Here is a 12,679-nt window from a genome sequence, read left to right as displayed (position 1 = left end):
CAGGCGCAGTGGTTCGAAAGCGATCGCAAGTCCGTGACGCAACATTTTCCGACCCGACAGCTCAGGTTCTTCCTGACGGCGCCGAGCCCCTGTCCGTACCTTCCCGAACGTCATGAGCGGAAGGTCTTCGCCCACCTGCCCCTGTCGGACGGCGCCACGGTCAACGACTCGCTGACCCAGGTCGGCTTCCGCCGCTCCCAGAACATCGCCTACCGCCCGGCCTGCGAGTCCTGCTCGGCCTGCGTCTCGGCCCGCATCCCCACCGCCGACTACGTCTTCTCCCGCTCGGAGCGGAAGACCCTGGCGCGCAACGAGGACATCGAGCGCCATCTGGTGGAGGCCGAGGCGACCATGGAGCAGTTCGACCTGCTCCGCCGCTACCTCCTGACCCGCCACGCCGACGGCGGCATGGCCGAGATGACCTGGCCCGACTATGTGGCCATGGTCGAGGACACCGCGGTCCGCACCCACATCATCGAGTACCGCCTACGCTCCAAGGATGGCGGCCCCGGCGACCTGATCGCCTGCGCCCTCGTGGACCTGATGAGCGACGGCCTGTCCCTGGTCTACAGCTTCTACGACCCGACCCTCGCCCGCCGGAGCCTTGGCTCCTTCGTGATCCTCGACCATGTGATCCAGGCCGGCCTCACCGACATGCCCTATGTCTATCTGGGCTACTGGGTCCGGGGCTCGGAGAAGATGGACTACAAGGTCCGCTTCTCCCCCATCGAGCTCCTGCGTCCCGAAGGCTGGTCCCTGATGTCGGCCCGCGACCGGCACGTCGACAAGGCCTAGGACCGCGGCAGCGCGTAGGCGACCAGGTAGTCGCCCATCTTCGTCCCCAGGCTGCCGTGCCCGCCCGCGGCGGTCAGCACGATCTGACGGCCATCGGCCGTCGCATAGGTCATGGGCGTGGTCTGCGCCCCGGCCGGCAGCCGGGCCTGCCAGAGCTGGCGGCCCGTCGTCACGTCATAGGCGCGGATGTAGCGGTCCAGGGTCCCGGTAAGGAAGGCCACCCCGCCGGCGGTCATGATCGGTCCGCCGAGGCTGGGGACCCCCATCTTGAACGGCAGGGGCACGGGGGAGGAATCCCGCACGGTGCCGTTCCGGTGCATCCAGGCGATCTTGCCCGAGACCAGGTCCACCCCCGCCACATAGCCCCAGGGCGGCGCCTGGCACGGCAGGCCCAGGGGCGATGTCAGGGGATGCAGTTCCACCGCATAGGGGGCGCCGTACATAGGGTTGCCGCCGCCCTCGCTGGAGGCGCCGAGCGGACGCGTTCCGCCGCCCTCCCCGACCCGGCGCGGGATCAACTTGGAGACGAAGGCGAAGTAGTCCGGATTGGCGAAGGCCACCTGGCGCGCCGGATCGACAGCCAGGCCGCCCCAGTCGAACACCCCGAAATTGCCGGGATAGACCAGGGAGCCCTTCACCGACGGCGGCGTGAAGATCCCGTCATAGCGAAGCTCGGCGAAGCGGATGCGGCAGACCAGCTGGTCGAACAGGGTCACCCCCCACATGTCGCGCCCCTCCAGCGGCCGCTTGGGCAGGAAGGTCAGGGCGGAGAAGGGCTGGGTCGGCGAGGTGCGGTCGCCGGGCGCCGCCCCCCGCGGGACCGCACGCTCCACCACCGGAATGATGGGCGCCCCGGTGGCCCGGTCGAGGACGTAGATGTCGCCGCGCTTGGTGGAGGCCACCAGGGCCGGGCGACGCCCCGACGGGGTGTCGATGTCCACCAGGCTGGGCTGGCCGCCGATGTCCATGTCCCACAGGTCGTGATGGACGGTCTGGAACACCCAGCGCAGCTTTCCGGTGGCAACGTCCAGGGCCACGACGGCGCTGTTGAACCGTTCCGGGGTCGGCTGGCGGTGGCCGCCGAACTGGTCGGGGGTCTGGTTGCCCATGGGCAGGTAGATGAGACCGAGGGTCTCGTCGACGCTGGACACGCCCCAGCTGTTGGGGGAGTTGCGGGTGTAGGCATGGCCCGGGCCGATGGGGGCGGTCTGGTCCGGATTTCCGGCATCCCAGTTCCAGACCAGGGCGCCGGTCCGAACGTCATAGGCGCGCACGACGCCGGAGGGCTCGCGGGTCGAATAGTTGTCCGTCACCTCTCCCGCGATGATCACCAGGTCCTTGGTCACGACGGGAGGCGAGGTCGAATAGTAGAAGCCGTGCTGGCGCTCGGGCATGCCGGTCCAGAGATCCACGGCCCCGCCCTGGCCGAACCCCGCGCAGGGCTTGCCGGTGGACGCGTCCAGGGCGATCAGCCGCGCGTCCGCGGTCGGGAGGAAGATGCGCTCGCCGCAGGCGCCGCCCGGAACGGCGTCGCGGTGGTAGGACACCCCGCGGCACGTCAGGTGCTGCAGGTTCTTGGCCACGGCGATCTTGGGGTCATAGCGCCAGAGCGGCTTGCCGGTGGCGGCGTCCAGCGCGATGGCCCAGTCGTGGGGCGTACAGATATAGACTCGGCTCCCCACCTTCAGGGGCGTCAACTCGAAGGTGGTTTCGGTCGGATCGCCCGGTCCCTGCAGATCGCCGGTGCGATAGGTCCAGGCCACCTTCAGGCGACTCGCATTGTCCGGCGTGATCTGGGTCAGGGGCGAGTAGCGATCGCCATGGCCGGTCCGGCCATAGGAGGTCCAGTCCCCCGCGGGGACATCGTCGGCCGCGACAGCGACCGGGCCGCGAGGCCCCGGCAGCCGGCCGGCGACCTCATGCTCGTCGGAGATGAGGGCGGCCACCCCGACCACCGCGGCGAGGCCCAAGGCGCCGGCCAGCGGCGCCCACGCCCGACGACCGCCCAGCGGCCGGGTCACCAGCGGCAGGAGCAGAAGCCCGCCGAGCACGAAGATCACATCGCCCCGCGCCGCCAGAGGCCACCAGTCCAGGCCGATCTCCCACACCGCCCAGACGAGGGTGCCCAGCACGACAGCGGCGAACAGCCAAAGCGCCTCGGCCTTGCGGGCCGCCAGGAGCACCCCGGAGGCCAAGACCGCGAGGCCCGCGATCAGATAGTACCATGAGCCGCCGAGGGCGATCAGCTGGGCGCCCCCCACCCCCATCGCCAGTCCAACGAGCCCGAGCAGCGCGCCCGCCGCCAGCGGCGCGCGAGGGGTGTGTTCAGTCGCCATCACGTCCTCGGGGTTTGGTCTGCTGACCAACGCCCGGAGCGTGGCCTTGGGTCCATCTTGGCGGCAGAAAAGCTCTCGTCCCGCGAGCTTGGAGAACCTATCTGGGTGGGCAGAGGACAGCCCCATGACCGACAAGACCCTCCAGGCCCTGCACCCGGCCCTGCGCGACGACATCGGCGACCTGGTGACCCGTCGCCCCGTCCCGGGCCCGCGCGTGGAACAGGTCGATCCGTTCCTGTTCCTGAACCACCACGGCCCTCAGACCTATCCCGTCAACAATCAAGGCCTGCCCTTCGGCCCCCATCCGCATCGCGGCTTCGAGACGGTGACCTTCATCCTGGAGGGCGACCTGGCCCATCACGACAGCGCCGGCCACGAGAGCATCATCCGGGCCGGGGGCGTGCAGTGGATGACCGCCGGCAGCGGTCTGGTCCACGCCGAGGTCTCCCCCGACGACTTCAAGCGCCGCGGCGGGCCGCTGGAGCTGTTGCAGCTCTGGGTGAACCTGCCGGGCCGCCTGAAGATGAGCCCGCCGCGCTATATCGGCCTGCAGCAGGACGAGATCCCCGCCTGGCGCACACCGGACGGCCTGACCACCGTCCACCTGACCTCCGGAAGCTGGGACGGCCACACTGGGCCAATCACCTCGCTCACCGGCGTCAGCCTCGCCACCGTCGACCTGCGGCCCGGCGGCCGGGTGCGGTTCGCCGATCTCGGCGGCCGCAGCGTCTTCCTCTATGTGGTTCGAGGCCAGGTCGAGATCGGCGGCGCGGCGGCGCCGGCCTTCAACCTGGTGCAGCTCAGCGACGCCGGCGACGCCGTCGAGATCGCCTCGGCGACCGGCGGCCTGGTGCTGTTGGGCCACGCCGAGCCCATCGGCGAGCCCGTCGTCGCCCACGGGCCCTTTGTGATGAACACCCGCGAGGAGATCGTCCAGGCGATCACCGACTACAACGCCGGCAAGTTCGACGCCGCGGTGGGCTGAGCCCCCGCGGCGCCGTCACGGTCTAGAACTCCGCCGACAGGGTGAACTGGATGGTCCGGCGCGGGCCGGGGCGGAAGCTGGCCGGGGTGTTGGTGGTGGTGCTCACCGTGCCCAGATAGTCCTCGTCCAGGATGTTATCGACATTGACCCGGGCCTTGATCTGCTCGAACGGCCCGGCGCCGAACCCGTCGCCCAGGTCGAGATAGGCGTTGTAGATCGTGTAGCCGTCGGTCTCCTCGCTGTTCACGAAGTTGGTGAAGCGCGAGCTGATGTGGCGGGCCGACAGGTTGAACACCGCGCCCTCGACCGGCTCGAAGGTGACCCCGCCGGTCCACAGCCATTCGGGGAAGTCGGGCACCCGCTTCCCGGCGATGGCGAAGGTGGCGAAGTTGTCCTGGAACTCGGCGATATTGTAGCTGAGGTTGGAGTTGAAATAGACCTTCCCGCCCAGGAACTCGGGCTTCCACTGGCCGCTGAATTCCGCCCCGTGCGCCTTCACCGCCCCGACGTTCTGATAGAATGTCTCGGTGGTGGATGACCCCGGCACCACGGCGGCGAAGGCCTGCAGACGGTTCTCGAAGCTGGTCTGATAGGCCACGATCGAGGCGTTGAAGGTCGGCCGGTTGGCGCGGTAGCCGATCTCCCAGTTGGTGGAGGTCTCGGCCTCGGGTCCGGGCGCCGCCGGGCTGGCGGCCGAGAAGATGTCGTCGGCGCCGCGCGGCAGGGCCATGTTCTCCGAATAGGAGGCGAAGATCTGATCGCGGCTGTTGACGTCGAAGACGGCGCCCACCTGCGGCAGGAAGTTGTCCTCCCAGGTCTTCGAGATCGAGGGCCGGCGGCTGGCGATGAAGTCGGCCGGGTTGCGGTAGCCCTGGATATTGTAGTCGACGCTCAGGCTCTTGAAGCCAAGGTCGATGTGCAGGCGCTCGTCCAGCAGGCTGAGGGTGTCCTTGACGAAGAACTCCACCGTGTCGCGGGTCGAGGTGTAGTTGCGCTGCAGGTGGACCGGCTCGTTCAGTAGCGGCGCGCCGTCGGGGCTGCCGCCGACCTGGTTATAGCGCTGCTGAGTGCGGTGGTAGTCGTCGTTCTCCAGCCAGACCCCGGCCGACAGGGCGTGGACGCCGAGGTTCCAGGTCAGCTTGGCGGTGACGCCCTGGCGCGTGCCGTCGACGGTGGACAGGCCGTACTGCAGGCCCTTGGGGGCGAACAGGCCCGGGATGATCAGCCGCTCGTTGTTGTAGTTGGTGAGCGAGGTGGCATAGGCCTCGGGCGAGACGCCGTAGCCTTCCTTGGACTCATAGTAGCCGCCCAGGGTGAGGTTCAGGGCCCCGCCGATCGGGGTTTCATAGGTCAGGCCGTACAGGTGGTCCTGCCGGCTGTTCACCGCCTGCTTGTAGTACTGGTTGTAGGCGGTGTTGGAATAGGTGATCCCCGGGCTGGTCACCGGCAGCACCGGCACATAGCCCAGATAGGCGAAGTCGCGCCCCGAGCGCCCGAACAGGTCGCCGGCCGTCCCGGCGTACTGGGCCTTGGTGATCGACGGTGAGTCGTAGTCGAAATAGTCGTTGTGGACGGTCTGGAAGGTGATGGCCCCCTCCCCGATCTCCCAGCGCAGCTTGCCCTCATAGTGCTTGCGGTCGATGTCGCCCGGGCCCCGCCACAGGTCGCCGTGGATCCAGGAGCCGCTGACATAGCCGGAGAATCCGTTGTGCTCGCCCAGGTCCAGGCGGGCGAAGGTGCGCTGCAGGTTGTCGCTGCCGCGGCTGTAGCTGACCACGCCGCCGAATTCCTTGTCCGGAACCTGGGTCAGGTAGCTGACGATGGGGCCGAGCGAGGCGTAGCTGGGCAGGCCCACGTCGCCCGACCCGGCCGAGGCGGTCACCCGCAGCAGGTTCTCGTTGTCGACATAGCGATAGATCGGGCTGCCGCCGAACTGGTCGCTGCGGCCCATGGGGATGTTGTCCAGCAGGAAGCCGATCTGCTGGAAGTTGAAGGCCCGCACCGAGACCGAGTTGCCGAACTCGTACATCCCGAGCGCGTCATTGGCCTGGACGTTGAAGCCCGGCAGGGACTCCAGCATCTTCAGGCCCGTGACGCCGGCCGGGGCCGAGAGCAGGGCCTCGCGGGTGATGGCGACGGTGGCGGTGGCCTGGTCGGTGCCGATGGCCACCGAGGCCTCGGAGACCCGGCTGCCGGTCACCACCAGCTCATCCACCGTGCCGGCGGTCTGGGCCAGGGCCCAGGTCGGCGCGCCCAGCGCCATCGTCACGGCCGCGCCGCACATCAACGCCCCACGGCGCAGGTTCGAAGTTTTCATCATGCTATCCCCAGCTCCCCCGTTCGGGGTGATGGGGATAGGTGGCGCAAGGGCGACCACCCCTCCAACCGGCCAGGTGTCGGTATGGCGAGGTTTGATGGGATTTGAACCCCAGACGCGCAGTCCGGCCACGCGTCTGCACGCCACGCGGCGCCCGTGGTCTAACGCTCCCGCTCGGCGGTCTCGCCGCGGCGCCGCCGGCCGATCCATCCCCAGTTGCCGACGCTGTCCGCATCGACCCCGCGCGACGCCGCCGCTAAGGTCACCCGGTGACCGCGCCCGCTCGAAGAGACCCCTAGTGCGACAGCTCCGCCTGAGCCTCAGGCGCCCCGTGTCCTATGCGCGCCGCGAGTTCAGCCAGGGGCCCTCCAACGCCCAGGCGATCGCGGCCCTCGACGCCTGGCCCGCCTGGCACGGCGGCTGCCTGGTGCTGGTGGGGGCCGAGGGGTCCGGCAAGACCCACCTGGCCCGGGGCTGGGCCGCCCAGGCCAAGGCCCTGGTCCTGGACCGCACCGCCACCGACGTCTCCGCCGCCAACGGCCGCCCGGTCCTGGTGGAGGATGTCGACCGGGGTATCGACGCCGAGACCCTGTTCCACCTGATCAACATGGCCGGCCATGATGGCGGCAGCCTGCTGCTGACGGCGCGGCTGGCGCCGGCGGCGTGGCCCGCCGAGCTGCCGGACCTGCGGTCGCGCCTTAACGCCCTGCCCGTCGCCCTGATCGAGGAGCCCGACGACCAGGTCCTGGAAGGTGTCTTGAGAAAATTCTTCCGGGAGCGGAGCATTCGCCCGCCCAAGGAGGTGTTTCCCTACCTCCTGCGTCGCATGCCAAGGTCGATCCCGGCCGCCCGTGAAATCGTCAAGCGTCTGGACGAGGCCGCCGACGACGAACAGCGGCCCATTTCGCGGGCGCTTGCACGACAGATTCTTGAAGATGATACGGAGAATCTTGACCTTTTCGAGGGATGACTTGAAGCCTCAAGTGGGTTGGGCCAGAACAGGTCCGATCTCCAGTTCCGGGAATGTCGACCCATGACCTATGCCGCGCCCATGCGATCCGACGGTGTCGAAGTCGCGCGCGAACCCCTGGGTCTGGACACCGAGCTGCTGGCTTCGCCGGCCCGGTTCTTCAACCGCGAACTCTCCTGGCTGGCCTTCAACAAGCGGGTGCTGGGGGAGAGCCAGAACGCCCGCCATCCGCTGCTGGAGCGCCTGCGCTTCCTGTCGATTTCGGCCAACAACCTGGACGAATTCTACATGGTCCGCGTGGCCGGCCTGAAGGCCCAGGTCCGCGAGGGCGTGCGCGTCGTCAGCCAGGACGGCCTCACCCCGGCTGAGCAGCTGGAGCGGGTCAATTCCGAGGCCGCCGACCTGATGGCCGGCCAGCAGACCCGCTGGCGCGAACTCTGCGTCGAGCTCACCGGCGAGGGGCTGCACGTGGTCTCGCCCCAGGAGGTGACCCCGGCGGAGAAGGCGGCCCTCGAGGAGACCTTCGTCAGCCGGCTGTTCCCGGTCCTGACGCCCCTGGCCATCGACCCGGCCCACCCCTTCCCCTTCATCCCGAACCTGGCCTTCTCCCTGGCGCTGAAGCTGCGCCGCCAGTCGGACGGCCGCCTGCTCTACGCCCTGGTCCCGATCCCGGCCCAGGTCGCCCGCTTCTGGCAGCTTCCGGCCACGCCCACGCGACGGCGCAAGCCCGAGCGGCGGTTCATCTCGCTGGAGAACATGGTCTCCATCTTCCTCGACCACCTGTTCCCCGATTGCGAGATCGAGGCCCAGGGCGTCTTCCGCCTGATCCGCGACAGCGACATCGAGATCGAGGAAGAGGCCGAGGACCTGATGCGGGAGTTCGAGGCGCGCCTGAAGCAGCGCCGCCTGGGCTCCGTGGTGCGCGTCGAGATCGAGCAGGCCATGCCCCAGGAGCTGCGGGACTTCATCGTCACCAACCTGCACGCCCGCCAGGACGATATCCTGATGATCGACGGCCTGCTGGGTCTCGACGAGCTGTCGCAGCTCATCCCGCCCGACCGCGCCGACCTGAAGTTCAAGGCCTTCGAGCCCCGCTTCCCCGAGCGCATCCGCGACCACGCCGGCGACTGCTTCGCCGCGATCCGCGAGAAGGACATCCTGGTCCACCACCCCTTCGAGAGCTTCGACGTGGTGGTCCAGTTCCTGCGCCAGGCGGCCCGGGACCCCAATGTCCTGGCCATCAAGCAGACCCTATACCGGACCTCCTCCGACAGCCCCATCGTCGCGGCCCTGATCGAGGCCGCCGAGAACGGCAAGAACGTCACCGCCCTGGTGGAGATCAAGGCCCGCTTCGACGAGGAGGCCAACCTCAAGTGGGCGCGGGATCTGGAGCGCGCCGGGGTCCATGTCGTCTTCGGCTTCGTGGAGTACAAGACCCACGCCAAGCTCTCGATGGTGGTCCGCAAGGAGGGCGACAACCTGCGCACCTACTGCCACTTCGGCACCGGCAACTACCACCCGGTCACGGCGCGTATCTATACCGACCTGTCCCTGTTCACCACCGACCCGGCCCTCGGCCGCGACTCCGCCCGCCTGTTCAACTACATCACCGGCTACGCCACCCCCGACCGGCTGGAGAAGCTCTCCTTCTCGCCCATCACCATGAAGCACGACCTGCTGGCCCTGATCGGCCAGGAGGTCGCCAACGCCCAGGCTGGCAAGCCCGCCGCCATCTGGGCCAAGCTCAACTCCATCGTCGACCCCGTGCTGATCGACCGCCTGTACGAGGCCAGCCAGGCCGGGGTCTCCATCGACCTGGTGGTGCGCGGCATCTGCTGCCTGCGCCCCGGCGTCGTCGGCCTGTCGGAGAACATCCGGGTCAAGTCCATCGTCGGCCGCTTCCTGGAGCACTCCCGCATCGTGGCCTTCGCCAACGGCGCCCCCATGCCCTCGGCGGAGACCCGCGTCTTCATCTCCTCGGCCGACTGGATGCCGCGCAACCTCGACCGCCGGGTGGAGTGCCTGACCCCGGTGGAGAACCCCACGGTTCACCAGCAGGTCCTGCAGCAGATCATGGTCGCCAACCTCAAGGACGAAGCGCAGAGCTGGACGCTGGACGGCGAGGGCCGCTATACCCGCGATCCGTCGTGGGACCACCCGGGCGCCTTCTCCGCGCACGAGTACTTCATGACCAATCCCAGCCTGTCGGGCCGGGGGCAGAAGGTGAAGGACATGCCGCGCGCGATCGATCATGTGGCCACGCACGGATAGTCCCCCCGGTCGCCAGGCCGCCGTCATCGACCTGGGTTCGAATTCCGTCCGTCTCGTCATCTACCGGCTGGAAGGCCGGGCGATCTGGACCGTCTTCAACGAGAAGGCCCTGGCCGGCCTCGGCCGAGACCTGACCGCCACCGGCCGCCTGTCGCCCGAGGGCGTGGAGACCGCCATGGCGGCCATGCGCCGCTTCCGCGCCGTGCTGGACGGCCTCAACGCCTCGGAGATCATGGTGGTGGCCACCGCCGCCGTGCGCGAGGCCGCCGACGGCCGCGACTTCCTGGCCCGCATCCAGGCCGAGACCGGCCTGCGGGTCCGCATCCTGTCCGGCGAGCAGGAGGCCCGCTACGCCGCCCTCGGCGTCACCGCCGGCCAGCCGGACGCCAAGGGCGTGGTGGGGGACCTGGGGGGCTCCAGCCTGGAGCTGATCCGCCTGGACGACGGCCAGTCCGGCGACGGCGTCACCCTGCCGCTCGGCCCCTTCGCCCTGGGCGCCCCCCGCGCCCTGGACGTCGAGCGCACCCGCAAGCGGATCGACGCGGCGCTGGCGCCCCTCCACCAGAAGTTCGCCACCCCGCAGTTCCAGGCCGTCGGCGGGGCCTGGCGCAACCTGGCCCTGCTGCACATGATCATGGCCGACTATCCCCTGCGCGTGGCCCACCAGTACGAGATGACCCGCGCCGACGCCGTGGACGTCGCCCGCTTCGTCAGCCGCCAGTCCCGCGGCTCCCTGGAGCGCATCCAGGGGCTGTCGAAGAAGCGCTTCGACACCCTGCCCTATTCGGCCCTGGTGCTGGACGCCCTGATCGAGCGGCTTGGGGTGGAGAAGGTGGTGATCTCCGCCTATGGCCTGCGCGAGGGCCTGTTGCTGGAGGCGATGGCCCCGGAGACGCGCGCCCGCGATCCCCTGATCGAGGGCTGCGAGGCCCTGACCGCCGTGCGCGGCCTTTCCCACGACCTGGGCCTGGCCCTGGAGACCTGGCTGACCCGGGCCTTCGCCAAGCTGCCGCCGGTGTTCGGCGAGCGCGACGCCATCCTGACGGCGGCGGCCTGCCGCCTGGCCGACCTGGGGGCGCGCCTGCACCCCGACCATCGCGCCGACCTGGCCTTCGACCAGGTGCTGCGGGCGCCCATCGCCGGCATGACCCATGCGGAGCGCGCCTTCCTGGCCTGCGCCGCCTTCGCCCGCCACTCCAGCGCCCCGGTGACCCCCGAGCCCGGGACCATCGCCAAGGTGCTCTCCAACGAGCGTCGCCAGCGGGCCCGGGCCCTGGGCGCCGCCGTGCGCCTGGGCTGCGACCTGTCGGGCCGCAACGCCACCCTGCTGCCCCACGCCAGCCTGGTGATCGACGACACCCGCCTCAGCCTCACCGCCGACGAGGGCTGGCGCGACATGCTGCTGGGGGAACAGACCGCCAAGCGCGCGGCCACCCTGGCCCAAGCCCTGAAACTCAAGCTCGAAATGGCCTGACCCGATGCAGCTCCTCCTCACCGCGGCGGCCTATGAGCGGGTGAAGGCCCGCATCGCCCCCTTCGTCGGCGATCTCGACATCGTCACCCTGACCGGGCCGGAGAGCTTCCAGCGCGATGGCGCCGACATCCCCGCCGAGGAGGTCGATCCCGAGATCGTCTGGACCACCCTGGACGCCTATGGCGGCGGCCAGCTCCCGGCCCTGATGGGCAGGGTCCTGAAGGGCTCCAAGGCCCGGTGGATGCAGACCTTCAACGCCGGCATCGACGCCCCGATCTTCAAGTCGGTGATGGCCAAGGGCGTGCGGCTCTCCAAGAGCAACGCCCAGGCCGTGGCCATCGCCGAATATGTGGTGGCCCACGGCCTGGCCCTGATCGTCCCCATCGACGCCCAGCGCGCGCTGCAGGCGTCCCGCACCTGGAAATCGACCCCCTATCGCGAGGTGAGCCAGACCCGCTGGGCCATCGTGGGAGCGGGCGCCATCGGGGCGGAGATCGCCCGGCGCATCAAGCCCTTCGGCGTCCACCTCACCGTCGTGCGCCGCAGCGACAAGGCCGACCCCCTGGCCGACGCCACCGTCACCATGGCCGGCCTGCCCGATATCCTGCCCCAGACCGACGTCGTCGTCCTGGCCTGCGCCCTCAACGACGAGACGCGCGACATGGCCGACGCCGCCTTCTTCGCCGCCATGAAGCCGGGCGCGATCCTGATCAATATCGGTCGCGGCGGTCTGGTGGACGAGGACGCCCTCAAGGCCGGCCTGGAGGCCGACAAGCCGGGCCACGCGGTGCTGGACGTCTTCCAGACCGAACCCCTGCCGGCCGATCACTGGATGTGGGATCACCCCAAGGTGCGGATCAGCGCCCACACCTCCAATTCCGGCCAGGGGACGCCCGCCCGCGGCGACCAGCTGTTCGTGGACAACCTCAAGCGCTACCTGGCCGGCGAGCCCCTGATCAACGAGGCCGCCCCCAGCGAGGTGGGGCTCTAGCCAAGAGCGCATAGCAAGAGGGCGACACGTCGGTCGCCCGACATGCCGCCCTCTCATCCAGCTCCCTTGCGGGATCTGCGTCTCCAAGGTCGGCCGCCGCGTCGACTTGCAGGTCGCCCTGCGCCTCTTCGCCCTCGGCCGGTGTCCTTCGGTCGGTCGCCGTCGGGTCGCCCCGTCAGTCTCCGGCCTGGAACCTTCCGCCCGCCTGGTGGTCCGGTTTCCCGATCCGCCCGCGCCGCGGTCCCTCTCGACCTCATGACGGTGCGCTCGTCTCCGATTTCCGGCAAGCGGGGTTTCGACGGGCCCGGTGGGCGCGCGGTGGATAGGCGGTGCAGGACCTGGGGACGGCGGCCGGCCGGGCCAACATCGGTCGGGCGCGGGGGATATCCACCGCTTGTTCGCTCACCCCCCAACTGTCATCCCGGAAAGCGCCCAGCGCTTGTCCGGGACCTAGACGCGCGGGGCGCGCCGGAGAGATCGGTGCGTATGGGTCCCGCACTTTCGCGCCTGCGGCGCTGCATGCGGGATGACACCCTGGGC

8 protein-coding genes are annotated in these 12,679 nt (G+C 69.6%); 6 read left to right on the top strand and 2 right to left on the bottom strand.

The window, feature by feature from the left end:
* The first annotated feature begins 33 nt into the window (after positions 1–33).
* Positions 34–795, top strand: a complete 762-nt coding sequence (locus ACO06I_RS04055; RefSeq protein WP_421931329.1) for an arginyltransferase — start codon at positions 34–36, stop codon at positions 793–795.
* Here the strand turns inward: ACO06I_RS04055 and ACO06I_RS04050 are convergent.
* A complete protein-coding gene (locus ACO06I_RS04050; RefSeq protein WP_421931328.1) occupies positions 792–3,131 on the bottom strand; it encodes a glucose/quinate/shikimate family membrane-bound PQQ-dependent dehydrogenase in 2,340 nt (779 codons plus the stop codon). The genes ACO06I_RS04055 and ACO06I_RS04050 overlap by 4 nt on opposite strands.
* A gap of 124 nt (positions 3,132–3,255) precedes the next feature.
* On the opposite strand from ACO06I_RS04050, the gene ACO06I_RS04045 reads away from it, so the two are divergent.
* Entirely contained in the window at positions 3,256–4,116 is an 861-nt protein-coding gene (locus ACO06I_RS04045) for a pirin family protein (RefSeq protein WP_421931327.1), read from the top strand.
* A gap of 22 nt (positions 4,117–4,138) precedes the next feature.
* Here the strand turns inward: ACO06I_RS04045 and ACO06I_RS04040 are convergent, their stop codons facing one another.
* Positions 4,139–6,433, bottom strand: coding sequence for a TonB-dependent receptor (locus ACO06I_RS04040; RefSeq protein WP_421931326.1), 2,295 nt, complete (start codon positions 6,431–6,433; stop codon positions 4,139–4,141).
* Between the two features lie 298 nt (positions 6,434–6,731).
* Here ACO06I_RS04040 and ACO06I_RS04035 point away from each other — a divergent pair, with 298 nt between their 5' ends.
* From ACO06I_RS04035 to ACO06I_RS04020, 4 genes are all read left to right on the top strand, one after another.
* The gene (locus ACO06I_RS04035) at positions 6,732–7,403 is read left to right on the top strand and encodes a chromosomal replication initiator DnaA (RefSeq protein ID WP_421931325.1); all 672 of its coding nucleotides are present in this window, start codon (positions 6,732–6,734) and stop codon (positions 7,401–7,403) included.
* Positions 7,404–7,466: 63 nt separating this feature from the next.
* Positions 7,467–9,674, top strand: coding sequence for an RNA degradosome polyphosphate kinase (locus tag ACO06I_RS04030; protein WP_421931324.1), 2,208 nt, complete (start codon positions 7,467–7,469; stop codon positions 9,672–9,674).
* Positions 9,655–11,148: a Ppx/GppA family phosphatase gene (locus ACO06I_RS04025; protein ID WP_421931323.1), complete on the top strand. Its 1,494-nt coding sequence runs from the start codon at positions 9,655–9,657 to the stop codon at positions 11,146–11,148. Before ACO06I_RS04030 ends, ACO06I_RS04025 begins: the two co-directional genes overlap by 20 nt.
* 4 nt (positions 11,149–11,152) lie before the next feature.
* A complete protein-coding gene (locus ACO06I_RS04020; RefSeq protein ID WP_421931322.1) occupies positions 11,153–12,139 on the top strand; it encodes an NAD(P)-dependent oxidoreductase in 987 nt (328 codons plus the stop codon).
* Positions 12,140–12,679: the final 540 nt, after the last annotated feature.

It is taken from the genome of Phenylobacterium sp., from assembly GCF_965229015.1.
Taxonomy (GTDB): domain Bacteria; phylum Pseudomonadota; class Alphaproteobacteria; order Caulobacterales; family Caulobacteraceae; genus Phenylobacterium.
Note: the sequence above shows the minus strand (reverse complement) of the source record. Positions and strands in the feature narration are given on the sequence as shown.